This window comes from Streptomyces sp. DT190 (assembly GCF_049846985.1).
In the GTDB taxonomy this organism is placed as follows: Bacteria; Actinomycetota; Actinomycetes; order Streptomycetales; family Streptomycetaceae; genus Streptomyces.
Map to the genome: position 1 here is coordinate 38,064 of NZ_JBNCNM010000002.1, position 22,106 is coordinate 60,169.

At 73.2% G+C, this 22,106-nt stretch carries 21 protein-coding genes, 4 tRNA genes and 1 other RNA gene; 11 read left to right on the plus strand and 15 right to left on the minus strand.

Annotated features, from left to right (window positions below):
- Window positions 1-38: 38 nt before the first annotated feature.
- The 7 genes from ACPXCS_RS03560 to purS form a co-directional block, all read right to left on the minus strand.
- The gene (locus ACPXCS_RS03560; RefSeq protein ID WP_425944487.1) at window positions 39-812 is read right to left on the minus strand and encodes an META domain-containing protein; all 774 of its coding nucleotides are present in this window, start codon (window positions 810-812) and stop codon (window positions 39-41) included.
- A 37-nt stretch (window positions 813-849) separates the two neighbouring features.
- The gene (locus tag ACPXCS_RS03565; protein WP_425944486.1) at window positions 850-1,647 is read right to left on the minus strand and encodes a sterol carrier family protein; all 798 of its coding nucleotides are present in this window, start codon (window positions 1,645-1,647) and stop codon (window positions 850-852) included.
- Between the two features lie 5 nt (window positions 1,648-1,652).
- Window positions 1,653-2,486, minus strand: a complete 834-nt coding sequence (locus ACPXCS_RS03570) for a M23 family metallopeptidase (protein WP_425944485.1) — start codon at window positions 2,484-2,486, stop codon at window positions 1,653-1,655.
- Between the two features lie 16 nt (window positions 2,487-2,502).
- The gene (locus ACPXCS_RS03575; protein WP_425944484.1) at window positions 2,503-3,003 is read right to left on the minus strand and encodes an ArsR/SmtB family transcription factor; all 501 of its coding nucleotides are present in this window, start codon (window positions 3,001-3,003) and stop codon (window positions 2,503-2,505) included.
- 113 nt (window positions 3,004-3,116) lie between these two features.
- Complete coding sequence (gene purL, locus ACPXCS_RS03580; RefSeq protein WP_425944483.1) at window positions 3,117-5,375, minus strand: phosphoribosylformylglycinamidine synthase subunit PurL; 2,259 nt, start codon at window positions 5,373-5,375, stop codon at window positions 3,117-3,119.
- Window positions 5,372-6,052: a phosphoribosylformylglycinamidine synthase subunit PurQ gene (purQ, locus tag ACPXCS_RS03585; RefSeq protein WP_425944482.1), complete on the minus strand. Its 681-nt coding sequence runs from the start codon at window positions 6,050-6,052 to the stop codon at window positions 5,372-5,374. The genes purL and purQ overlap by 4 nt, the downstream gene beginning before the upstream one ends.
- Window positions 6,049-6,312, minus strand: coding sequence for a phosphoribosylformylglycinamidine synthase subunit PurS (gene purS, locus ACPXCS_RS03590; RefSeq protein ID WP_010045045.1), 264 nt, complete (start codon window positions 6,310-6,312; stop codon window positions 6,049-6,051). The genes purQ and purS overlap by 4 nt, the downstream gene beginning before the upstream one ends.
- A gap of 268 nt (window positions 6,313-6,580) precedes the next feature.
- Between purS and ACPXCS_RS03595 the strand changes: the two genes are divergently transcribed.
- The 8 genes from ACPXCS_RS03595 to ACPXCS_RS03630 all read left to right on the plus strand — a co-directional run bounded on the left by ACPXCS_RS03595 (window position 6,581) and on the right by ACPXCS_RS03630 (window position 11,143).
- The gene (locus tag ACPXCS_RS03595; protein WP_425944481.1) at window positions 6,581-6,898 is read left to right on the plus strand and encodes a histone-like nucleoid-structuring protein Lsr2; all 318 of its coding nucleotides are present in this window, start codon (window positions 6,581-6,583) and stop codon (window positions 6,896-6,898) included.
- A gap of 133 nt (window positions 6,899-7,031) precedes the next feature.
- Window positions 7,032-7,103 (plus strand) — tRNA-Gly (locus tag ACPXCS_RS03600).
- Between the two features lie 80 nt (window positions 7,104-7,183).
- A tRNA-Gly gene (locus ACPXCS_RS03605) sits at window positions 7,184-7,256 on the plus strand.
- A 127-nt stretch (window positions 7,257-7,383) separates the two neighbouring features.
- Complete coding sequence (locus ACPXCS_RS03610; RefSeq protein ID WP_425944480.1) at window positions 7,384-8,349, plus strand: ABC transporter ATP-binding protein; 966 nt, start codon at window positions 7,384-7,386, stop codon at window positions 8,347-8,349.
- Window positions 8,346-9,143: an ABC transporter permease gene (locus tag ACPXCS_RS03615; RefSeq protein ID WP_425944479.1), complete on the plus strand. Its 798-nt coding sequence runs from the start codon at window positions 8,346-8,348 to the stop codon at window positions 9,141-9,143. Before ACPXCS_RS03610 ends, ACPXCS_RS03615 begins: the two co-directional genes overlap by 4 nt.
- Before the next feature lie 22 nt (window positions 9,144-9,165).
- Window positions 9,166-10,428 carry a histidine kinase gene (locus tag ACPXCS_RS03620; RefSeq protein ID WP_425944478.1) on the plus strand — a complete coding sequence of 421 codons (1,263 nt, stop codon included), beginning with the start codon at window positions 9,166-9,168 and terminating at the stop codon, window positions 10,426-10,428.
- A complete protein-coding gene (locus ACPXCS_RS03625; RefSeq protein ID WP_425944477.1) occupies window positions 10,425-11,045 on the plus strand; it encodes a response regulator in 621 nt (206 codons plus the stop codon). Before ACPXCS_RS03620 ends, ACPXCS_RS03625 begins: the two co-directional genes overlap by 4 nt.
- A gap of 22 nt (window positions 11,046-11,067) precedes the next feature.
- A tRNA-Gly gene (locus ACPXCS_RS03630) sits at window positions 11,068-11,143 on the plus strand.
- A 42-nt stretch (window positions 11,144-11,185) separates the two neighbouring features.
- Here the strand turns inward: ACPXCS_RS03630 and ACPXCS_RS03635 are convergent.
- The 6 genes from ACPXCS_RS03635 to ffs form a co-directional block, all read right to left on the minus strand.
- Entirely contained in the window at window positions 11,186-12,085 is a 900-nt protein-coding gene (locus ACPXCS_RS03635) for a phosphoribosylaminoimidazolesuccinocarboxamide synthase (protein WP_425944476.1), read from the minus strand.
- Window positions 12,086-12,154: 69 nt separating this feature from the next.
- Window positions 12,155-13,630 (minus strand): N,N-dimethylformamidase beta subunit family domain-containing protein, encoded by a 1,476-nt coding sequence (locus ACPXCS_RS03640; protein WP_425944475.1) that lies wholly within the window; start codon window positions 13,628-13,630, stop codon window positions 12,155-12,157.
- A 221-nt stretch (window positions 13,631-13,851) separates the two neighbouring features.
- Entirely contained in the window at window positions 13,852-15,651 is a 1,800-nt protein-coding gene (locus ACPXCS_RS03645; RefSeq protein WP_425944538.1) for a hypothetical protein, read from the minus strand.
- 326 nt (window positions 15,652-15,977) lie between these two features.
- Window positions 15,978-17,228 (minus strand): phosphoribosylamine--glycine ligase, encoded by a 1,251-nt coding sequence (purD, locus tag ACPXCS_RS03650; RefSeq protein ID WP_425944474.1) that lies wholly within the window; start codon window positions 17,226-17,228, stop codon window positions 15,978-15,980.
- Between the two features lie 200 nt (window positions 17,229-17,428).
- Window positions 17,429-19,840, minus strand: coding sequence for a DNA polymerase III subunit gamma and tau (locus ACPXCS_RS03655; protein WP_425944473.1), 2,412 nt, complete (start codon window positions 19,838-19,840; stop codon window positions 17,429-17,431).
- A gap of 61 nt (window positions 19,841-19,901) precedes the next feature.
- Window positions 19,902-19,996: signal recognition particle sRNA small type (gene ffs, locus ACPXCS_RS03660), an RNA gene on the minus strand.
- Between the two features lie 73 nt (window positions 19,997-20,069).
- Here ffs and ACPXCS_RS03665 point away from each other — a divergent pair.
- The 3 genes from ACPXCS_RS03665 to ACPXCS_RS03675 all read left to right on the plus strand — a co-directional run bounded on the left by ACPXCS_RS03665 (window position 20,070) and on the right by ACPXCS_RS03675 (window position 20,823).
- Window positions 20,070-20,154: transfer RNA gene (locus ACPXCS_RS03665), tRNA-Ser, on the plus strand.
- Window positions 20,155-20,316: 162 nt separating this feature from the next.
- Complete coding sequence (locus tag ACPXCS_RS03670) at window positions 20,317-20,538, plus strand: hypothetical protein (RefSeq protein ID WP_425944472.1); 222 nt, start codon at window positions 20,317-20,319, stop codon at window positions 20,536-20,538.
- Window positions 20,539-20,679: 141 nt separating this feature from the next.
- Window positions 20,680-20,823: a hypothetical protein gene (locus ACPXCS_RS03675; protein ID WP_425944471.1), complete on the plus strand. Its 144-nt coding sequence runs from the start codon at window positions 20,680-20,682 to the stop codon at window positions 20,821-20,823.
- Between the two features lie 141 nt (window positions 20,824-20,964).
- Here the strand turns inward: ACPXCS_RS03675 and ACPXCS_RS03680 are convergent, their stop codons facing one another.
- Window positions 20,965-21,723 carry a cation transporter gene (locus ACPXCS_RS03680; RefSeq protein ID WP_425944470.1) on the minus strand — a complete coding sequence of 253 codons (759 nt, stop codon included), beginning with the start codon at window positions 21,721-21,723 and terminating at the stop codon, window positions 20,965-20,967.
- Between the two features lie 2 nt (window positions 21,724-21,725).
- Window positions 21,726-22,061 (minus strand): ArsR/SmtB family transcription factor, encoded by a 336-nt coding sequence (locus tag ACPXCS_RS03685; protein ID WP_425944469.1) that lies wholly within the window; start codon window positions 22,059-22,061, stop codon window positions 21,726-21,728.
- Between the last annotated feature and the right edge of the window lie 45 nt (window positions 22,062-22,106).

Here is a 22,106-nt window from a genome sequence, read left to right on the forward strand (position 1 = left end):
CACTGGTCCGAATTGGGGATACCGGACTTTCCGGGGGATCACCGCTCGGCGACAGCTCGCACACGCGTGCCGTTTTCGCTGGTCAGCGTCAGAGTTTGGTGATCGACTCCGTACTTCAGCTTCCCGTCGAAAAGTCGCAGCAGGGTCTTCTCGTCGGCCATGAGTGAGTCTTCGCACATCATTCGGGTCGTGGCCGGGGGGCCGAGGGTGATATGGCCGTCGCGGACCGTGGCCCTGGCGTTGACCTTGTTGCAGCCGAGGCTGCCGGAGACGGTGCCCTTCTTCGCGTCGAAGGTGAGGTGGGCGCGGCCGTCGGCCCGGGGGCTCGTGACGGTCCAGCGGGTGCCGGCGAGCCGCGCGTCCTTCGCCTCGGTGAGGCGGACGGTCTCGCCACCGTCGGTGGTGAGGGTGAGGCGGTCGCCTTCCACCCGGGCCCGGAACTCGTGGCCGGACAGCGTGCGCGCGAGGGTCTCCTCGAACGCCATGGGCGTGTCCTCGCAGGCCATCTCCGTGGCCATGGTCCTGCCGAGCCGGACGCGGTCGCCGTCGACGGTGGCCTCGGCGCCGAAGGTGTTGCAGCCGAGGCTGCCCTCCGCCCGGCCGTCGGCGAGAGTGACGTGGGCGCCGGTGGGGGCCTTGTGGGTCTTCCCGTCGGCGGTGACGCTGTCCACGCTCCACCGCACGCCGGTGACCGGCCGCTCGGCGCCGACCGAGCCGCTGCCGCCGTCCGCCTTCTCGCTGCCGCAGGCCGCCATGAGCGGGACGAGCATGGCGGCGGCCGTCAGTGTCATGCGCTGCTTCTGCCTGTCCATGCCCCTTCGACGGGACACCCGGGGGGATCGGTTCCCCTCATGTCATCAGGGGCAGGTGGACCGACAGGTCCGCGCGTTCCCCGCTCGCGCGCACCCGGGCGTCCCCGAGGGCCTGCGCCCACTCCAGCCGCCCGGTCGCCAGCCGGATCCAGGTCAGCGGGTCCGTCTCGACGACGTTGGGCGGGGTCCCCCGGGTGTGCCTCGGCCCCTGGACGCACTGCACCACCGCGTAGGGCGGCACCCGCACCTCCGTCGAACCGCCGGGTGCCTTCACGGCGAGCGCGTCGGCCAGCAGCCGGGTGCAGGCGGCCAGGGCCTGCCGGTCGCAGGGGACGTCCAGGCCGGGGACGGCGGCGTTGAGGTCGTCGGTGTGGACGACGAGTTCGACGGTGCGGGTGACCAGGTAGTCGGCGAGCGGCAGGGCGCCGGCCCCGGTGGCGAGCAGCCGGGTGCCGGGATGCGCGTCGAGGTCGGCGGTGAAGCGCTCCTCGGCGGCGGCGAGGTAGGCCACCGGGTCCGGGTGGCGCTCGGCCAGTTCGCGGGCGTACGCGGCGATGTCCGGGGCCTCGGCCGCGATCGAGAAGGGCCAGTCGAGCAGGGTGGCGTCCTGCCGGGCCGGCTCGGGCAGGTCCACCAGGCGGGAGACGGCCCGCAGGATCATCCCGACGTGCGCCACCAGGTCCCGGACCGTCCAGTCGCCGAGCCGGGTGGGCAGGGCGAGCTGCTCGGGCGTGAGCCCGGCGACGGCGGTCCGCACGTGCCCGAACTGGGCGAGCACGGCCGTGCGGATCTTGACGGGGTCGTAGCTGCGGGGGCGTTTCCTGGCCGGGGGCATGGGGGTCAGCCTAGGGCGGGCGCCGCGGCGGGCGCGTCGAAGGTCTCGCCGTTGCGGGGGACGCCGATCCCGCGCCAGGTGAAGGGCACGCCCCGGGCGGCGTCGGGGTCCGGGGCGTCCATCAGCTGGAAGTGCAGGTGGGGTTCGGAGGAGTTGCCGGAGTTGCCGCAGCGGGCGATCGGCTGCCCGGCGCGGACGCGGTCGCCCTCGCGGACGGTGACGGAGCCGCGCCGCAGGTGGGCGTAGGCGGCGTAGGTGCCGTCGCCGAGGTCGAGGACGACGTGGTTGCCGAGGATGTGCCCGGTGCCGCACAGCTCGCGCACCGAGCCCTCGATCAGCATGAGGTGGAGCAGCCCCGGCAGGGAGGTGCGGCTGAGGTGATCGCGCCGGCGGTGCTGTGCCCGTACGACGGTGGCGTCGGCGACCGCGAGGACCGGGGCGCCGAAGGCCGGGAACTCCCGGGGGCGGCGGGCGAGCGGCCACAGCGGGCGGAAGGCGGGGCGGGCACCGGGCGCCGGTTCGGCCACGACGTCGATGGCGTAGGTCTGGCCGTGGGCGTGGACGCCGTGGCTGGGGGTGCGGTCCGCCGGGCTGTTCAGGGCGCGCCAGCGGCCGGTGACGGGCGGGGCGACCTCGACGGGCTCGCGGGCCACCCGGGGACTGTCCGGGGCGCCGCCCCACCGGTTGGCGACCGTGACGACCCCGTACGCGAGCACCAGCGGCAGCAGGTCCCACAGGGCCGGATGGCTCCAGCCCAGACTCACGTGGGCGATCACCAGGCCGATGAAGAGCAGCTGGAGAGCCCGGAAGGCGACCATGCCGAGCTTGCGGACGGACATCTCTCCCCCTGTTCGGCTACGGACGGGCCGTCGCCAGCGCCACCAGCAGCGGGACGACCCGGGCCGGCGGCACCTCGTAGCGGCCCCGGCCGGTCGAGTGCAGCCAGCCCGTGCCCATGAGCCGGCTCAGATGGTGGTAGATCTGGCCGGTCGTGCCGACCTCGTCCAGTTCGGCGAGTTCGGCGGCGGTGCGGCGGCCTCCGATGATCTCGCGCAGCAGCCGGAGCCGGACGGGGTGGCCGAGCGCCGCGAAGGACTCGGCGGCCGCGGCCCCGTCGCCGTCCAGGAGCTCCTGGGTGAGGGCGGTCATCTGCCAGGCGTACTCCTCGCCGGTCGGCAGCCGTACGGCGCCGGTGTAGAGGACGCCTCCGTCGGCGACGCCCGCGCCGGAGAGCTGGTCCTTGAGCCCGTTCAGGGCCCAGAAGTCGCCTCCGTCGACACGGGGGCCGGCGTGCCGGTCGCCTTCCAGAGCCGCCAGGCGGCGTTCGAGGTCGGCGACGCGCTGTTCCAGATCCACACTCCGAGATTACGGAAGTACGTAATAGCGTGCAAGCCTTCTCGCGGGGATGCCGCCCCGGGCACGGCGAAGCCCCCGCCCGGACGGACCGGACGGGGGCTTCGAGCCGTCGCTTACGCCAGCAGCGCCGGGATCGTGTTCTCGTAGGTCTCGCGGAGCTCGGCCAGGGTGAGCGTGAACTCGCCCTGGACGTCGACCGTCTCGCCGTCCACGACACCGATGCGGGTGGCCGGGAGGCCCCGGGCGCCGCACATGTCGGTGAAGCGGAGCTCCTCGGAGCGCGGGACGGCCACGACCGCGCGGCCCGCCGACTCGGAGAACAGGAAGGTGAAGGCGTCCAGACCGTCCGGGACGATCAGACGGGCGCCCTTGTCCCCGAGCAGCGCCGACTCGACCACGGCCTGGATCAGACCGCCGTCGGACAGGTCGTGCGCGGAGTCGATCATGCCGTCGCGGGAGGCGGAGATCAGGATCTCGGCCAGCAGGCGCTCGCGCTCCAGGTCGACCTGCGGGGGCAGGCCGCCGAGGTGGTCGTGGATCACCTGCGACCAGGCCGAGCCGCCGAACTCCTCACGCGTGTCGCCGAGGAGGTAGAGCAGCTGGCCCTCCTCCTGGAAGGCGACCGGCGTGCGGCGGGCCACGTCGTCGATGACGCCCAGGACCGCGACGACCGGCGTCGGGTGGATGGCCGCCTCGCCCGTCTGGTTGTAGAGGGAGACGTTGCCGCCCGTGACCGGCGTGCCGAGCTGCTGGCAGGCGTCCGCCAGACCGCGCACGGCCTCCGCGAACTGCCACATCACCGCGGGGTCCTCGGGCGAGCCGAAGTTCAGGCAGTCGGAGACGGCCAGCGGCCTGGCGCCGGTGGTGGCGACGTTGCGGTACGCCTCCGCCAGCGCGAGCTGGGCGCCGTGGTACGGGTCGAGCTTGGCGTACCGGCCGTTGCCGTCCGTGGCGATGGCCACGCCGAGGCCGGTCTCCTCGTCGATCCGGATCATGCCGGAGTCCTCGGGCTGGGCCAGGACGGTGTTGCCCTGCACGAAGTGGTCGTACTGCTGGGTGATCCACTTCTTCGACGCCTGGTTGGGGGAGCCCACCAGCTTCAGGACCTGGTCCTTCAGCTCCTCGGACGTCTCCGGCCGCGGCAGCTTGTTCGCGTCGTCCGCCTGCAGCGCGTCCTGCCAGGACGGGCGGGCGTAGGGACGCTCGTAGACCGGGCCCTCGTGGGCGACCGTGCGCGGGTCGACGTCGACGATCTTGCCGCCGTGCCAGTAGATCTCCAGGCGGTCGCCGTCGGTCACCTCACCGATGACGGTGGCGATGACGTCCCACTTCTCGCAGATCTCCAGGAAGCGGTCGACCTTCTCCGGCTCGACGACCGCGCACATGCGCTCCTGCGACTCGCTCATGAGGATCTCCTCGGGCGAGAGCGTGGAGTCGCGCAGCGGCACGTCGTCCAGGGTGACGCGCATGCCACCCGAGCCGTTCGAGGCGAGCTCGGAGGTGGCGCAGGACAGGCCGGCGGCGCCGAGGTCCTGGATGCCGGCGACCAGCTTCTCCCTGAACGCCTCCAGGGTGCACTCGATGAGGAGCTTCTCCTGGAAGGGGTCGCCGACCTGGACGGCCGGGCGCTTGGAGGGCTTGGCGTCGTCGAAGGTCTCCGAGGCCAGGATGGAGGCGCCGCCGATGCCGTCGCCGCCGGTGCGGGCCCCGTACAGGATGACCTTGTTGCCCGCGCCGGACGCCTTCGCGAGGTGGATGTCCTCGTGCCGCATGACGCCGATGGCACCGGCGTTGACCAGCGGGTTGCCCTGGTAGCAGGAGTCGAAGACGACCTCGCCGCCGATGTTGGGCAGGCCCAGGCAGTTGCCGTAGCCGCCGATGCCCGCGACGACGCCCGGCAGGACGCGCTTGGTGTCGGGGTGGTCGGCCGCGCCGAAGCGCAGCGGGTCGACGACCGCGACCGGACGGGCGCCCATGGCGATGATGTCGCGGACGATGCCGCCCACACCGGTGGCCGCGCCCTGGTAGGGCTCGACGTACGACGGGTGGTTGTGCGACTCGACCTTGAAGGTGACCGCGTAGCCCTGGCCGACGTCGACCACACCGGCGTTCTCGCCGATGCCGACGAGCATGGCGTCGGACTCGGGGGCCTTCTCACCGAACTGGCGCAGGTGCACCTTGCTGCTCTTGTACGAGCAGTGCTCCGACCACATCACCGAGTACATGGCGAGTTCGGCCCCGGTGGGCCGGCGGCCGAGGATCTCGACCACGCGCTCGTACTCGTCCTTCTTCAGGCCCAGTTCGGCCCAGGGCAGCTCGACGTCGGGGGTCGCGGCCGCGTGCTCGACCGTGTCCAGAGGCGTCCGGCTCATGCGTTGACCAGCTTCTTGAGGATCGAGGTGAAGAACGGGAGGCCGTCGGTGCGGCCGGTGCCGATCAGCGGCTCGACGGCGTGCTCGGGGTGCGGCATGAGGCCGACCACGTTGCCGGCCTCGTTGGTGACGCCGGCGATGTCCCGCTGCGAGCCGTTGGGGTTGAAGTCCACGTAGCGGAAGGCGACGCGGCCCTCGGCCTCCAGCTGGTCGAGCGTGTACGCGTCGGCGACGTACTGCCCGTCGTTGTTCTTCAGCGGGATGTGGATCTCCTGGCCGGCCGTGTAGTCGGTGGTCCAGGCGGTCTCGGCGTTCTCCACCCGCAGCTTCTGGTCGCGGCAGATGAAGTGCAGGTGGTCGTTGCGCAGCATCGTGCCGGGCAGCAGGTGGGCCTCGGTGAGGATCTGGAAGCCGTTGCAGATGCCGAGCACCGGCAGTCCGGCCTTCGCCTGCTCCAGCAGGGGCTCCATCACCGGCGAGAAACGGGCGATGGCCCCGGCGCGCAGGTAATCGCCGTAGGAGAAACCACCGCACAGCACCACGGCGTCGACCTGCTTGAGGTCCTTGTCCTTGTGCCAGAGGGCGACGGGCTCGGCGCCCGCGAGACGGATCGCGCGCTGGGTGTCGCGGTCGTCGAGCGAACCCGGGAAAGTGACGACGCCAATACGAGCGGTCACTTCACGGCCTCCGCGACTTCCTCGACGCGGACCGTGAAGTCCTCGATCACGGTGTTCGCGAGGAAGGACTCCGCAAGATCGTGAATGCGGGCGAGGGCGGCCTCGTCGACCGGCCCGTCAACTTCCAGTTCGAAACGCTTTCCCTGGCGGACGTCCGAGATCCCCTCGAAACCCAGCCGCGGCAGTGCGCGCTGCACCGCCTGGCCCTGGGGGTCGAGGATCTCCGGCTTGAGCATGACGTCGACTACGACGCGTGCCACTGGCACTCCCGGTGTGTGGTGCTGAGCAGGTTCCTTCAGACTACCCGCACAAAATTTCTACGCGCGTCGACTTGTAGGAAGCTACGTGACCGTCATCACGATCCGGCATCGACGAGCGCACACACGGAAATTTCCGGGAAAGATTCCCGATCGACACCCGGAACCCATTGCGTTCGGACACGCAGAAGGATTTAGTCAGGGCTTCACCATGCATTGCCGGGCACTGTAGAAATGAATTGGCAAGTGCCGCAAGAAGGGACCGATATTCGTGGCGCAGAAGGTCGTGGTCACTCTCTTTGACGACATCGACGGCTCGGAAGCGACGGAAACGATCGCCTTCGGACTGGACGGCAGGTCGTACGAGATCGACCTGAGCGAGGTCAATGCCGGCGAACTGCGGAAGGCGCTCGCGCCCTACGTGGAGGCCGGCCGCAAGCGGTCCCGTTCGGGCAGGGCGTACCGGCAGACCGAGGTCGCCCCCGACCCGTCGGCGGTGCGCGCCTGGGCCCAGGCCAACCGCATGGAGGTCCCCGCGCGCGGGCGCATCCCCAAGAAGGTCTACGAGGCGTTCAGCGCCGCGCAGTGACGGCCTCGCGGGCCCCCGCCGACGACCGGCCACCGACCCCTCGCGGCAACCGACTTGCGCAGCACCCCCGCTGATCAGCTAGAGTCTGGAGCACGCCGAGGGGCGAGGCCGAAAGGCCCAGCTCACGGAACACGCGGGTGTAGTTCAGTAGTAGAACATCCCCCTTCCAGGGGGAAGGCGCAGTGTGCGATTCCTGTCACCCGCTCTGCATCGCCGTACCGACCACTCCTGTGGATCAGGTAGGCTGGTGCCCGCACCGGTCAGTGAAAGCTGGTCGGGAGCAATGCGGACGTAGCTCAGTTGGTAGAGCGCAACCTTGCCAAGGTTGAGGTCGCGAGTTCGAACCTCGTCGTCCGCTCGGGAATGAGACCCCGGTCCTGATGGACCGGGGTCTTTTCGTTTCCCCGGGACTCTCTGACATTTGTCATGCCGAGTGATGACAGCGCGCACTGCTCCGCGGGCCGTGCGGACGGAACGCTGGAAGCATGCAAACCAACGGACACGAACACGTGATTGAGGTCACCGACCTGCGGCGTGTGTACGGGGGCGGGTTCGAGGCGGTACGCGGAATCAGCTTCTCCGTCCGGCGCGGGGAGATCTTCGCGCTGCTCGGCACCAACGGCGCGGGAAAGACGTCGACCGTCGAACTGCTGGAAGGACTCGCGGCGCCGGCCGCCGGCCGTATCCGGGTCCTCGGGCACGACCCGTACACCGAGCGGGCCGCCGTACGGCCCCGCACCGGCGTGATGCTGCAGGAGGGCGGGTTCCCGTCCGAGCTGACCGTCGCCGAGACCGCGCGGATGTGGGCCGGGTGCGTGAGCGGGGCCCGGCCGCCCGCGGAGGTGCTGGCCCTGGTCGGCCTGGAGTCGAAGGCCGGCACCCGGGTCAAGCAGCTGTCCGGCGGCCAGCGGCGCCGGCTGGACCTGGCGCTCGCCCTGCTCGGCGACCCCGAGGTGCTGTTCCTGGACGAGCCGAGCACCGGCCTGGACGCCGAAGGCCGCCGCGACACCTGGGAGTTGGTGGGCGCGCTGCGCGACGGCGGTACGACGGTGCTGCTGACCACGCACTACCTGGAGGAGGCCGAGCACCTCGCCGACCGGCTGGCGATCATGCACGAGGGACGCATCGCCGTCACCGGCACCCCGGCCGAGGTCACCGCCGCCGAGCCCTCGCGGATCTCCTTCGAGCTGCCCGAGGGCTACTTCGTCGGCGACCTCCCGCCGCTCGGCGAGCTGGGCGTGAGCGGGCACGAGAGCGACGGCCGGACGGTCCGGCTGCGCACCCACGCACTGCAGCGGACCGCCACCGGGCTGCTGGTGTGGGCCGACCGGGCCGGGGTCGAGCTGCGCCGCCTGGACGTGCGGTCGGCCTCCCTGGAGGAGGCGTTCCTCGGAATCGCCAAGGAGGCCTCCGCCGGGCGGGCCACGACCACGAAGGAGTACGCGGCATGAGCGCCGTCCCCACCACCCCCCGCCCCGCGGCGACCACCGCGCTGGGCCGGATGACGGCCCTGGCCCGCGCCGAACTGACCCTGCTGGGGCGGACCAGGGGCGCCCTCGTCGCCGCGCTGTTCGTGCCGCTGGTGCTGCCGGTCAGCGCGTCGCAAGCGGCCAAGGAGATGGACCTCGCCCAGGCCGGGCTCGACACCGGCACCTTCGTGCTGCCCGCCGCGATCGGCTTCTCCCTGCTGTTCGCCGTCTACTCGGTACTCGTCGGCACCTTCGTCGTCCGGCGGGAGGAACTCGTCCTCAAGCGGCTGCGCACCGGCGAGCTGCGCGACGCCGAGATCCTGGCCGGGGCGTCCCTGCCGGCCGTGCTGACCGGGCTCGCGCAGAGTCTGCTGCTGGCCGCGGGCTGCACCGTGCTGCTGGACGTGGCCGCGCCGCCCGCGCCCCATCTCGCCGCCCTGGGTCTGCTGTTGGGGCTGGTGCTGTGCGCCGCGCTCGCCGCGGCCACCGCGAGCTTCACCCGGACGGGCGAGAGCGCCCAGGTCACGCCCATGCCGCTGGTGATGGTCTCGATGGTCGGTTCCGGCATGTTCGTCCCTCTGGAGCTGCTGCCGGACCGGGTGGCCTCCGTGTGCGAGCTGCTGCCGCTGACGCCCGCCGTCACCCTGGTGCGCGGCGGCTGGACCGGCGACCTGTCCGCCTACGAGGCGCTCGGCGCCGTCGCCACCGCGCTGGCCTGGACCGCCATCGCCGTGTTTGCTGTACGGCGGAGGTTCCACTGGGAACCTCGGCGCTGAGCGGACGGGGAGTGAGGGGCTGATGCGCGGGCCGGGCAGGTGGTGGCGGGGGAAGACGACCCCGGCGAAGGTCGAGACCTACACGCGGGCGTCGTTCCACCTCTTCGCCGTGATGGAGTTCTTCTCCGTCGGGATCACGTCGGCCGTCCCGCTGGGGCCCCGGCTGGGCGGCGCGGTGCTGCTCATGGTCGGCCTGCACGCCGCGGTGTGCTTCGCCACCGTCTCCCGGGCGGTGGACTGGACGCGGGGCCGCAGGCCCCAGCCGGTGGGACTGCTGTGGACGCTGGCCGCCGTCACCGCCGTGCTCTCCGTCGCCGCCCTCGGCGTCGCCGAGCACGGGCCGGGCGGTGACTCCGCCGACACCGCGGCGGGCGGCGTCTTCGGCGTCGTACTGATCTTCGGTCCCGGCATCATCGCGCTCGGCGTCCGCGACCGGCGGCGCGCGTTCGGGATCGCCGCCGGCTTCGCGCTGGGGGCCGGGATGGTGGCCCTGGCCTTCGGCGCCCCCTTCCAGGCCGCGCTGGTCACGGCGATGGTGGTCCTGGCCGGTGGCTGTTTCATCGCCTTCACGGCCGTCTTCTCCGTGTGGCTGCTCAACGCCGTCTACGAGCTCGACGAGGCCCGTGAGACCCGGACCCGGCTCGCCGTCGCCGAGGAGCGGCTGCGCTTCGGGCGGGATCTGCACGACGTCATGGGGCGCAATCTGGCCGTGATCGCGCTCAAGAGCGAGCTGGCCGCGCAACTGGCCCAGCGGGGGCGGCCCGAGGCGGTGGCGCAGATGGTCGAGGTGCAGCGGCTCGCGCAGGAGTCGCAGCGGGAGGTGCGCGAGGTGGTGCGCGGCTACCGGGAGGCCGACCTCGCCTCGGAACTGGCCGGTGCGCGGGGGGTGCTGGCCGCGGCCGGCATCGACTGCACGGTGAGCGCGGACGCGGTGACCGGGCTCCCGGCGGCGGTGCAGTCGGCCCTGGGGTGGGTGGTGCGGGAGGCCGCGACGAACGTGCTGCGGCACGGGGACGCGCGGCGGTGTGCGGTGGAACTGCGGGTACGGGAGGGGCGTGTGGTGCTGTCCGTGGAGAACGACGGGGTCACGGAGGCGGGAGGCGGCTCGTCCGGCGCGTCCGGTTCCGGGCTCGCCGGTCTGCGGGAGCGGCTGGCGAAGATCGGCGGAACGCTGGAGGCGGGGCCCGCCGGGAAGCGGCTGTTCCGGCTGCGGGCCGAGATCGCCCTGCCGTCGGGGACCGCCCCGCAGGGCTCCGCCCACGAGGTGAGCGAGGTCACGCGATGACGGCCGTCCAGCCCGTGCGGCTGCTGCTCGCCGACGACGAGCACCTGATCCGCGGGGCGCTCGCGGCGCTGCTGGCGCTGGAGGAGGACCTCATGATCGTCGCCGAGGCGGCCACCGGGCCCGAGGCGCTGGCGATGGCCCGGGCCCACCGGCCCGACGTCGCCGTACTGGATCTCCAGATGCCCGGCGCCGACGGTGTGAAGGTCGCCACATCCCTGCGCTCCGAACTGCCCGGCTGCAAGGTGCTCATCGTCACCAGCCACGGACGGCCCGGGCATCTGAAGCGGGCCCTGGCGGCCGGGGTGCGGGGGTTCGTGCCGAAGACGGTGAGCGCGCAGCGGCTCGCGGAGCTGATCCGCACCGTGCACGCCGGGAACCGGTACGTCGACCCGGAGTTGGCCGCCGACGCGATCGCCGCCGGGGACTCGCCGCTGACCGCCCGGGAGGCCGAGGTGCTGGAGCTCGCCGCCGACGGGGCGCCCGTCGCGGAGATCGCCGAGCGGGCCGCGCTGTCGCAGGGGACCGTACGGAACTACCTCTCGTCGGCCGTGTCGAAGCTGGGGGCGGAGAACCGGCATGCCGCGGTGCGGCTCGCGCGGGAGCGAGGTTGGGTATAGTGGTTCCCGCGCCACGGCGCATGCGAACGTAGCTCAGTTGGTAGAGCGCAACCTTGCCAAGGTTGAGGTCGCGAGTTCGAACCTCGTCGTTCGCTCCAGCGAGAAGCCCCCCGGTTCCGGCCGGGGGGCTTCTTCGTGTGCTACGACCAGCTCGTGCCGGTGAGGCGCTCGTAGGCCTCCACGTACTTGGCCCGGGTGGCGTCGACGACCTGCTGCGGCAGGGCCGGCGGCGGCTGCTCGCTCGTGCGGTCCCAGCCGGACTCGGCCGAGGTCAGCCAGTCGCGCACGTACTGCTTGTCGTACGACGGCTGCGCCCGCCCGGGCTGCCACTGGTCGGCCGGCCAGAAACGCGAGGAGTCGGCGGTGAGGACCTCGTCCGCGAGGACCAGGGTGTCGCCGTCGAAGCCGAACTCGAACTTGGTGTCCGCGAGGATGATGCCCCGCTCCCGGGCGATGTCCCGGCCGCGCGAGTAGACGGCGAGGGTCGCCTGGCGCAGCCGGGCCGCGGTGTCGGCGCCGACCTGGCGGGCGACCTCCTCGTAGGAGACGTTCTCGTCGTGCTCGCCGACCTCGGCCTTGGTGGCCGGGGTGAAGATCGGGGCGGGCAGCTCGCTGCCGTCGACCAGACCCTCGGGCAGGGCGAGGCCGCACACCGTACGGGTCTGCCGGTACTCGGCCAGACCCGAGCCGGTGAGGTAGCCGCGGGCCACGCACTCCACCGGGACCATCTGCAGGGACTTGCAGACCAGGGTGCGGCCCTGCCAGTCGGCCGGGGCGCCCGCCGGCAGTTCCGTGCTCAGGACGTGGTTCGGGACCAGGTCGGCGAGCTGGTCGAACCACCACAGGGAGAGCTGCGTGAGGACCCGGCCCTTGTCGGGGATCTCGGTCGGCAGCACCCAGTCGTACGCGGAGATGCGGTCGCTGGCGACCATGACGAGGTCGCCCGCCTCGTTCTGGTAGAGCTCGCGCACCTTGCCGGTGTGCAGATGCACCAGGCCCGGAATCTGGAGCGGCTCGGGCTTTTCGACGAATCCGGACACGGTTCCTCCCCGTGGTTCTGTACGAGTGGCTCGATTCTCCCGTATGCGAGCTTGATCACCGACAGCGGGTCAGTCGCGTTTGCAGATGCGGTCCAGGAGGTTGGCGGTGGCGCGCTGGACGCGCGCGTCGACGTGGCCGGGGCGGTCCAGGGCCGGGGACCAGGCGAACGTTCCTGCTGCGAAGACCCACGCACCGGAGGGAGCGCGGTAGAGGGACGTCTCCTGGTGGCGCAGGACGCCCTGCTTGTCGGTGTACGGGGAGTGGGCGAGCAGGACGCGCTCCTCGTGGTCGGGCAGCGGGGTGCGCGGGAAGTAGCGGTCGGCCTCGCCCGCCACCAGGTTCGCGATCTCGTCGCCCTCGTGCGCCCCGGTCGCCTCCCACAGCCAGTGGCCGGCGTTGCGCACGATCAGCGGCTGCGGCTCGGGCACGTGTCCCGCGTACTGGATGCCGAGGAGCAGCTGTTCCGCCCGGTCGATCTCCCGCCACAGCACCGGCTTCCCGGGGCCCTTGCGTTTGCGGCAGGTGAGCAGCCGGTGCGGGACGCCGGACGGGGAGGGACCCAGTTCCACCTGCCAGTACACCGAGTTGGCGGAGAGGAAGACGAGGGAGGTGCCGGCGTCGCGGGCGGCCTCCACGGTCCGGCGCATCCCGGCCGACCAGTACTCGTCGTGGCCCGGGAAGACCAGGCCGCGGTAGCGGGTGGGGTCGACACGGCCCGCGTGCAGGTCGCTGGCGTCGGCGTAGGCGATGTCGTAGCCGTAGCGCTCGGCCCAGCGGATGAAGTCGTAGGCGTGGCCCACGTGCATCGGCAGGCCGGCGCCCGCGTACGGGCGGTCGAAGGAGACCGTCGTGGCGGCGTCCGCCTCGCCCAGCAGGCGGCCCTGCTCGTCCCAGGCGTGGTAGAGGCTCGCGCCCGTGCGGCCGTCCTCGGGGTAGAGGTTGTAGGCCTGCCAGGTGATGTCGGGCAGGACGAGGAGCAGGTCGGCGGGCTGGTCGTGGCGGACGGTGAACGGCACGTGGGAGCGGTAGCCGTCGGCCGTGGTGAGGACCGCCACGTACGCGCCGATGCTCCAGTACGACGGGACCTGCAGGCGCCAGGACAGCCACCAGTGATGGCAGGAGACCGTGCGGTCGGCCGTGAGGGGCGGGGGCTGGACGATGCCGGACAGCCGCGGGCTGGTGGTGATCTTGGCGGCGCCGTCACCGCCGTAGTGGCCGATGCGGTAGATGTCGACGGCGAACTGCTGGGGCGGGTCGACCGTGATGTGGAAGTCGACGGCCTCGCCCGGGGCGACCGCGCCGGTCGAGGTGAAGCCCTTGATCTGGCGGTTGACGTCGTCGGCCGCGCGGGGCCCGCCGGAGCGGCCGCCCTTGCGCCGCGGATGGAGGGCGTCCTGGTCCGCGTACCAGGGGACGATCTGCCCGGTGTCGTCGAAGTAGGTGACATCGCCGCGCAGCCACGGAACGGGGCCCTGCCCGAAGGGATCCGTCACGGCGTGCGCCAGTGCTCCGGACTCCCAGCGGCGGATCTGCTCCGAACGCATAGTCGCTTCCCCTCCCCTTCGCCCCCGTGGTGGTGCCTGCCCGATGTGACGTGTGGTGTCGTGTGAGGTCCTGTGCGTTTGTCGTATGTCGCGCGCCCTTGCCATGCACGCGAACGGTCCAAGCACATCACATAACGCGCGCACTCCGTCACTGTTCGTTGTGAATTGGCCAGAAGCGGAAGGCGCGGCTCCGGCGGGCGGACGCCGTGGGAGCGGCCGGTTCAGGCGAGGCGGACCGGCTTCTCCGGCCGTATCCCCAGGTCGGCCAGCCAGGTCCGGAGCGGCAGGGCGTCGCCCTCCTCGATCAGGGCGAGGACCTTCGGGGCGAGATCCGGCGTGCGGGCGCCGTCGAGGAGCAGGGTCGGGCCGTCCAGCCAGTCCAGGCCGGGCGTCGCGCCGGCGGTGTCCATGGCGGCGCAGCAGACCATCGCCGTGAGGTGGTCGGCGAGCAGTTCGCGGGCCGTGCGCGGGGGCTGGAGGGGGAAGAGGGGCAGCGTGTGGTCGTCCCAGAGGGCGGCGGGGTCGGCGGCCGGGGCGTCGGCGGCCGTGGGGGACGGACGGGGGGCCGCGGTCTCCTCGCGGGACAGTTCGGCGCTGAGGCGGGCGGCGAGGGCGGCGCTGCGGGGCGTCGTGCCGGAGAGGTCTTCCTCGTCGTCGTCGGCGTCGGCTGCGGTGGGGCGGGCTGCCGGCCCCGTTCCGGCGGCCGCGCCGTCGTCGGCGTCCGGTGCCGGAGGGCTGCCGGCGGCGGTGTCCGTCAGGTGGTCCAGGACGCGGGCGAGGGTCGGCGCGCCGGTGGCGGACTCGGTGGGGCCGGGGGCGGGACGGACGCCCAGCGCGTCCAGGACGCGGTGGAGGCGGGCCGCGTCCAAGCGCCACTTGCGGTCCACGACCTCCTCCGGATAGTCGCTCCAGTCCACCGGCGACCAGTCGGGTCCGGGCCCCGCCGGGCCGCCGTGGAAGAGGCGCGCGGCGAGCAGGGAGGCGGCCTCGTCGATCGTGCCCGGCTCCTCCAGCAGGTCGCAGGCGGGCCGCTCGCCGAGACGGGAGGCGAAACCCTCGGCCAGGCGGTCGCGCCGGGACAGCTCCGTGAGGGCCGCCACGACACCCGCGTCCAGCCGGGACGGCCAGCGGCCCATCCGCCAGGCGGGCAGGGCGACCCGGGTCAGCAGCCGGTCCCAGCCCGCGTACGCCAGGCCCACCTGCTCCTGAGCGACGATCCGCAGCCCGTAATCCACAGCCTGTGCACGCTCCGCCGCCGCTGCCGCCACGCCCCGCTCCATCTCGGCGGCGTGCACCCGGCATCCGCGCAGCAGGAGCCGGGCAACCCGGCCGACACCGGCGAGCACCAGCCGGGACACCGGATCGCGGCGGGGCGCCGAGGTCACCGCGACGGCGGCGTCCAGGCCCCGCACGAAGCGCCGGGCGGCGGCTATGTCCGGGTGGGCCGAGGGGCCCGTGCCGGCCACCACCGGGGCGAGGACCGCGCGCAGCTCGCCGACCCGCATCCACCACAGGAACGGAGAGCCGATGACCAGGACCGGCGCGACCGGGTGCCGGCGGTGGGCGTGCCGGCCCGCGCCCGCTATGTCCTCGTGCTCCTCCGCCGGGGGCGGGCCGTGGGCCCGGTGCGTGCGGTCCTCCAGCCAGCTGTCGCAGTCGGGGGTGAGCGCTATCGCCGAGGGCGCGGGCACGTCGAGGCGGTCGGCGAGATCGCGCACCAGCCGGTACAGGTCGGGGGCCGCCTCCTCCGCGACGGCGACCGTCGGGCTCATGGCCGGGCGGGCCCGGGCCACGACGAGGGCGACACCGGCGGCGGCCAGCAGCACCAGGAGCGCGAGCGGCGTCAGGGCCCAGCGGGCCGCGTCCCAGCCGGGACCGGTCAGACGGCCGGTCGGGACACCCGCGATCAGGATCACCGCGGCGGCCGCCGGCAGCAGGGCGACGGCCAGCGCGCGGCTGCGGATGCGCAGCACGACGAGCGCCCGGGACCGCGCGGCCTGCGCGCCTGCCTCCACACCCATTCCGGTCACGACCGACCTCACCCCCTCCCCGTTGACCTGACGCTTTCCTTGCTCACTCCCCCACTGTGGCACCCGCCACCGACATCGCAATGCCGGTGGGCCAAGTGCCGGAACGCTTGCGCCGCACCCTAGTTGGGGCCTCGCCCCCCGTCAGCCGGATAGGGCATCGGTCACTCGATGGAATGGCTCTGGGGAAAGGTGGATGACGCACGGAGAGGGTCAGGCCCCTGCCCACCGCATACGTCAGGCCCCGGATCCTGAGACGGATCCGGGGCCTTGGAGGTTCATCGGCGCGGGTGGTTTCACCCCGCTGGGTGAGCGGCCGGCTACGCGCCCGCCGCTCCGGCAGCGATGTCCGTACGGTGCTGGGAGCCGTCGAGGCGGATGCGGCCGACGGCGGTGTAGGCGCGCTCACGGGCCTCGGCGAGGTCCTTGCCGGTGGCCGTGACGGACAGGACGCGGCCGCCCGCGCTGACGATCGCGTCCCCCTCGCGCCGGGTCCCGGCGTGCAGCACGTACGCGTGCGGGGCGTCCTGGGCGGCGACCTCGTCGAGACCGGTGATGGGGTCGCCGGTGCGCGGGGTGCCGGGGTAGTTGTGCGAGGCGACGACCACCGTCACGGCCGCCTCGTCGCTCCAGCGCAGCGGCTCCAGGTGGCCGAGGTTGCCGGTGGCCGCGGCCATCAGCAGACCCGCCAGCGGGGTCTTGAGACGGGCCAGGACGACCTGCGTCTCGGGGTCGCCGAAGCGGGCGTTGAACTCGATCACGCGCACGCCCCGGGAGGTGATCGCGAGACCGGCGTAGAGCAGCCCGGAGAAGGGGGTGCCGCGGCGGTTCATCTCGTCCACGGTCGGCTGCAGCACGGTCTGCAGCACCTCGTCGACCAGCTTGGGGTCGGCCCACGGCAGCGGGGAGTACGCGCCCATGCCGCCGGTGTTGGGGCCCTCGTCGCCGTCGAGCGCGCGCTTGAAGTCCTGGGCGGGCTGCAGCGGCACCACCGTCTCGCCGTCGGTGACGGCGAACAGGGAGACCTCGGGGCCGTCCAGGTACTCCTCGATGACCACGCGCTCGCACGCGGCCGCGTGGGCCCGGGCGGTCTCCAGGTCGTCGGTGACGACGACGCCCTTGCCTGCGGCGAGCCCGTCGTCCTTGACGACGTACGGGGCGCCGAAGGCGTCGAGGGCCGCGTCGACCTCCTCCGCGGTCGTGCAGACGTAGGAGCGGGCCGTGGGCACCTCGGCCGCCGCCATGACGTCCTTCGCGAAGGCCTTGGAGCCCTCCAGCCGGGCGGCCTGGCCGGACGGGCCGAAGACCGGGATGCCGGCCGCGCGCACGGCGTCGGCGACTCCGGCGACCAGCGGCGCCTCCGGGCCGACGACCACGAGGTCCGCGCCGAGGCGCTGGGCCAGCTCGGTGACGGCGGCGCCGTCCAGGGCGTCGACCTGGTGCAGCTCGGCGACCTCGGCGATGCCGGCGTTGCCGGGGGCGCAGTGCAGCGCCGTGACGTCGGGGTCGTGGGACAGGGCGTGGCACAGGGCGTGTTCGCGGGCGCCGGTACCGATGACGAGGACCTTCACGGGGGTCAGCCTAACGGGAGGTGCCGGGTTTCCCTTGTGCGGGCTTCCGAAGGGGGCGGGGCGGCGGGCTTGGAGGTTCCTCCGAAGCGGGCGGCGCGGCGCGGGGCCGGCGCGCCCCGCGGCACCTGTGGCGGCACACCTTCCGGCCTGCCCCGCGGCACTCCCTGCGGCTCGTTCTACGGCTCCTTCAGAGGCTCCCTCTACGGCTCGTTCGAGAACTCCTCCACGACCGTGGCGCCCAGCTCCCGCACGATCAGTTCCTGTCCGGACAGGGCCGACTCGTCGAGGTCGGGGTCGTCGTCCTCGGGGATGTCCTCCTCCACGGACACGTGGCGCGGCTGCGGCGCGGAGGGCTGCGGGACGGGCGCGGCCGGAGCGGACACCGGGGCCGCGGAGGCGGGGCCGCCCGACGGGGCGGTGGGGGCCGCCGGAGCCGTCGCCTGGGCCGGGGCGGAGCGCTGGGCGGTCGCCGTGCCGCCGCCGGAGCCGTATCCGGAGGAGAAGCCGCCGCCACCGCCGGAGCCGAAGCCGCCGCCGGGCTGGCCGCCGCCGTAACCGGACGGGCCGCCCGGGGCCGGGGGCGCGGAGCCGCCGGAGGGGTCGACGATCGCCTCGATCTTCCACTGGACGTTGAACTGCTCGCCCAGCGCCTGCCGCAGCACGTCCTCGCTGCCGCTGCTCAGGAAGTTGTCCCGGGCGCCGGCGTTGACGAAACCGAGCTGGAGGGTCGTGCCGTCGAAGCCGGCGACCTGGGCGTTCTGGCTGAGCAGGATCCAGGTGAAGCGGCGGCGGTTCTTGACCGCCTCCAGGATGTTCGGCCAGAGCATGCGGGGGTCGAGACCGCCCGCGGCCGGGGCTGCCGGGGCCGGGGCCGGCTGGGCGGGGGCCGCCGACGGCGCGGAGGGCGCCGGCGGGGGAGCGCTGGGGGCGCTGGGCGCGGGGGCGCTCGGCGTCGCGGGGCCCGCGGCCTGGGCGCCCGGGGCGGGGGCGCCCGGGGCGGACGTGGGCCAGCCGCCCGGGCGTCGGCCGCTGCCCGCGGAGGCGGCGGTCGGCCAGGCGCCGGGGGCCGGGGCGGATGCGGCCGGGGCCTGAGGGGCCTGGGGGGCGCGCGGCGGCGGGGCGGGAGCGTCGGCGGGCGGCGTGGGTGCGCCGGGGCCGGGTCCGGCGGGCGTACCGGGCCCCTGGGGCGGTGTGCCCGGGCCGGCTGCCGCGGGCGCGTGCTCCGCCGCGGCCGGCGCACCGGCACCGGGGCCGCCGGTGGGGCCACCGGGTGCTCCGGGTGCTCCGGCTCCCCGGACAGCCGCCCGGGCCGCGGCGGGGCCCGCACCCGGTGGAACCGGCGGAACCGGGGCGTGGGCGGTGGGCGCGCCCCCGGGCACCTCCTGGTGGCCGTCCTGCGGTCCCGGCACGTATCCCGTGGCGGGCAGGCCGGCCGGTGCCGCGGCGGAGAAGTTCACCCCGCGCTCGATCCGGTCCAGCCGGGCCATCACGGAGCGCTCGTCGCCGTAGGCGGCGGGGAGCAGGACGCGGGCGCAGATCAGTTCCAGCTGGAGGCGGGGCGAGTGGGCGCCGCGCATCTCCGTCAGGCCCTCGTTGACCAGGTCGGCGGCCCGGCTCAGCTCCGCGGGGCCGAAGGTGCCCGCCTGGGCCTGCATGCGCTCCAGCACATCGGCCGGGGCGTCGATGAGCCCCTTGTCCACGGCGTCCGGAACGGCGGCGAGGATCACCAGGTCGCGCAGCCGCTCCAGCAGGTCGGCGACGAATCGGCGAGGGTCGTTCCCGCCCTCGATCACGCGGTCGACGACCTCGAAGGCGGCGGCCCCGTCACCGGTGGCGAAGGACTCGACGACGGAGTCGAGGAGCGAGCCGTCGGTGTAGCCCAGCAGGGAGGTGGCCATGGCGTATGTCACACCGTCCGTGGCGGCACCGGCGAGCAGCTGGTCCATGACGGACATCGAGTCACGCACGGAACCGCCACCGGCGCGCACGACCAGCGGGAGCACCCCGTCCTCGACCGGGATGTCCTCCTTCCGGCACACCGCGGCCAGGTACTCCCGGAGAGTGCCGGGCGGGACGAGCCGGAAGGGGTAGTGATGCGTCCGCGAGCGGATGGTGCCGATGACCTTCTCGGGCTCCGTCGTCGCGAAGATGAACTTGAGGTGCTCCGGGGGCTCCTCGACGACCTTCAGCAGCGCGTTGAAGCCGGCCGACGTGACCATGTGGGCCTCGTCGATGATGTAGATCTTGTACCGGCTGCGGGCGGGACCGAAGAAGGCCTTCTCACGCAGGTCACGGGCGTCGTCCACACCACCGTGGGACGCGGCGTCGATCTCGATGACGTCGATCGAACCGGGGCCGTTGCGGGCGAGGTCCTGGCAGGACTGGCACACGCCGCACGGGGTGGGCGTGGGTCCCTGCTCGCAGTTCAGGCAGCGGGCCAGGATGCGCGCGCTGGTCGTCTTGCCACAGCCGCGCGGCCCGCTGAACAGGTACGCGTGGTTGACCCGGTTGTTGCGCAACGCCTGCTGCAACGGGTCGGTGACATGCTCCTGCCCGATGACCTCGGCGAAGGTCTCCGGGCGGTAGCGGCGGTACAGAGCGAGAGACGACACGCATACGAGGTTATAGGCGCCCACTGACATCGGGCTCCGTCCGGGACACGGGCCCGGGAACGCAGACGCCCCCCACGCACCCGCCAGAGCCGACCTACCCTTGCTGCCTTCCGGCCCTGGGGGAGTTCAGTCAGATAGCGCCGCGTGAGGGGCTGCGCCAAGGCTACCTGATGTCCGGGGCAGCTCACGAGTTCGCGAGCACTCCTCTCGGTCATGTAATGTTTCCGGCGGAGGATTCGCCTAGAGGCCTAGGGCGCACGCTTGGAAAGCGTGTTGGGGGCAACCCCTCACGAGTTCGAATCTCGTATCCTCCGCCTCCGCCCGAAAGGGCAGCTCGAAGGCCCCGACCGTTCGCCGGTCGGGGCCTTCGGCGTCCGGCCGCGCGGGCGGAGTGAGCCCGGGTGGCGTCCGCGTTCTTCACGGATTCGAGCTCGCCCGTCCCCACAAACACCCCCCGGGGCGCATACTGGGGCGTGATGACAAAGCGTGCTGCACATAAGCGTCATTTGCCTACCAGCCCCTTCGCGGCCCCTGTCGCGCCGGCGCCGAAGCACTTCGCCGTCGGGGACCAGGTCACCCATGACATGTACGGCCTCGGCCGGGTGATCGGTGTCGAGGACGGGATCGCGGCGCTCGTGGACTTCGGCTCCGCACAGATGCGGATCCTGAGCCCCTACGCCAAGATGACCAAGCTGTAGGACCACGTGCCGGGTCACGGCACCCGCGACCCCGTCAGGGGGCCGCTCCCAACGAAAGAGAGTCCTCTCATCGAACCGACTTCGCTGTTCTCCGCTCCGGAAGGGCAGACCCGCCGCTCCACCGCGGCATCGCCTCCCCCGGTGACCAATCCCTTCCGAGCCCCGGACTTCGGTGAGGACGAGACCTTCCCGCCCGAGGAGTTCCCCGAGTTCCAGGAGCCCGGGGAGGTGGAGCGGCCCGCGCAGAACAGGCGTGCGTCGCGTCCGCGCCGCAGGGCGGCCTAGCCGGCCAGGCCGGACCCACTCCGGCCCCACCGGATCCACCCCGGCCCGTCCGGATCCCTCCCGACCCGGACCGGCGTGCGCGGCTGCGGGGCGGCAGTCGCAGCTACCCCGGCTCCTCCGGCGCGCCTTCGCGCAGGCCGTTCAGCCGGTCCCGCCGCAGCATCCGCCCCCGGCGCGGCAACCGCAGCCCTCCTCGCCCTCTTCCCCGCCCCGCGGCGGCGCGGACGGTGACGTCGGCGCCGAGCGCGACGACGGTGACGCGGGTGCCGCACAGCAGCCCTTGCCCCGCCACGCGTCCCGGCCCTCCTTGACCGCCACGGCGGCGATGACCAGGGCCGCGATCGGGTCCGCCCAGGACCAGCCGACGGTGGCGTTGAGGACCAGACCGGCCAGCAGGACGGCCGACAGGTACGTGCACAGCAGTGTCTGCCGGGAGTCGGCGACCGCGCTCGCCGAGCCCAGCTCGCGGCCGGCCCGGCGCTGGGCCGCGGACAGGAACGGCATCACGGCCAGGGACAGGGCCGCCAGCACGATGCCCGGCACCGAGCGTTCCGCTTCACCGGTCCCGGTCAGGGCCCGTACCGCGTCGGCCGCGACGTAGGCCGCCAGCACGTGGAAGGACAGGGCGGTGACGCGCAGCGCGGTCCGCTCCCGCGCCTCCCGCACGGCGTGCTCCCGTGCCGAGAACTGCCAGGCGACCGCGGCGGCGGAGGACACCTCGATGACGGAGTCCAGGCCGAAGCCGATCAGGGCGGTGGAGGAGGCGAGCGCGCCGGCGGTGAGGGCGACGACCGCCTCGACCGCGTTGTAGGCGATGGTCGCGGCGACCAGCAGCCGTATCCGGCGGGCCAGCGCGTCACGCCGGGCCGGGCCGGGGGCCAGGGAGATCTCCGCCGTCATGGTCAGCAGCACCCTTCGGTGGCGGCGTCCGGGCAGGTGCGGTCGGTCTCGACGGCGACCACCGCGGTGCGCAGGTCGTCCAGCGCGTGGCCCAGGCGGGCGTCGGCCAGTTCGTAACGGGTCCGGCGGCCCACGGGGACCGCGACGACCAGGCCGCAGTCGCGCAGGCACGCCAGGTGGTTCGAGAGGCGGGGGCGCGAGACGCCGAGCGCGTCGGCGAGGTCGGCCGGATGGGCCGGGGCCTCGCGCAGGGCGAGCAGGATCCGGCAGCGGACCGGATCGGCGAGGGCCCGGCCGAACCGGACCAGGACGTCGATGTCGGGAGCAAGGGTCGGCATCCCCCGAGCGTATCCGAGTTCAGCGATTTATGAATTCAGATACCG

Coding starts and splice junctions, on each gene's coding strand:
- ACPXCS_RS03640 (WP_425944475.1), bottom strand. CDS start 13,630: ATGCGTTCGGAGCAGATCCGCCGCTGGGAGTCCGGAGCACTGGCGCAC.
- ACPXCS_RS03615 (WP_425944479.1), top strand. CDS start 8,346: ATGAGCGCCGTCCCCACCACCCCCCGCCCCGCGGCGACCACCGCGCTG.
- ACPXCS_RS03680 (WP_425944470.1), bottom strand. CDS start 21,723: ATGACGGCGGAGATCTCCCTGGCCCCCGGCCCGGCCCGGCGTGACGCG.
- ACPXCS_RS03620 (WP_425944478.1), top strand. CDS start 9,166: ATGCGCGGGCCGGGCAGGTGGTGGCGGGGGAAGACGACCCCGGCGAAG.
- ACPXCS_RS03570 (WP_425944485.1), bottom strand. CDS start 2,486: ATGTCCGTCCGCAAGCTCGGCATGGTCGCCTTCCGGGCTCTCCAGCTG.
- ACPXCS_RS03685 (WP_425944469.1), bottom strand. CDS start 22,061: ATGCCGACCCTTGCTCCCGACATCGACGTCCTGGTCCGGTTCGGCCGG.
- ACPXCS_RS03565 (WP_425944486.1), bottom strand. CDS start 1,647: ATGCCCCCGGCCAGGAAACGCCCCCGCAGCTACGACCCCGTCAAGATC.
- ACPXCS_RS03560 (WP_425944487.1), bottom strand. CDS start 812: ATGGACAGGCAGAAGCAGCGCATGACACTGACGGCCGCCGCCATGCTC.
- purL (WP_425944483.1), bottom strand. CDS start 5,375: ATGAGCCGGACGCCTCTGGACACGGTCGAGCACGCGGCCGCGACCCCC.
- ACPXCS_RS03625 (WP_425944477.1), top strand. CDS start 10,425: ATGACGGCCGTCCAGCCCGTGCGGCTGCTGCTCGCCGACGACGAGCAC.
- ACPXCS_RS03645 (WP_425944538.1), bottom strand. CDS start 15,651: ATGGGTGTGGAGGCAGGCGCGCAGGCCGCGCGGTCCCGGGCGCTCGTC.
- ACPXCS_RS03610 (WP_425944480.1), top strand. CDS start 7,384: ATGCAAACCAACGGACACGAACACGTGATTGAGGTCACCGACCTGCGG.
- ACPXCS_RS03670 (WP_425944472.1), top strand. CDS start 20,317: ATGACAAAGCGTGCTGCACATAAGCGTCATTTGCCTACCAGCCCCTTC.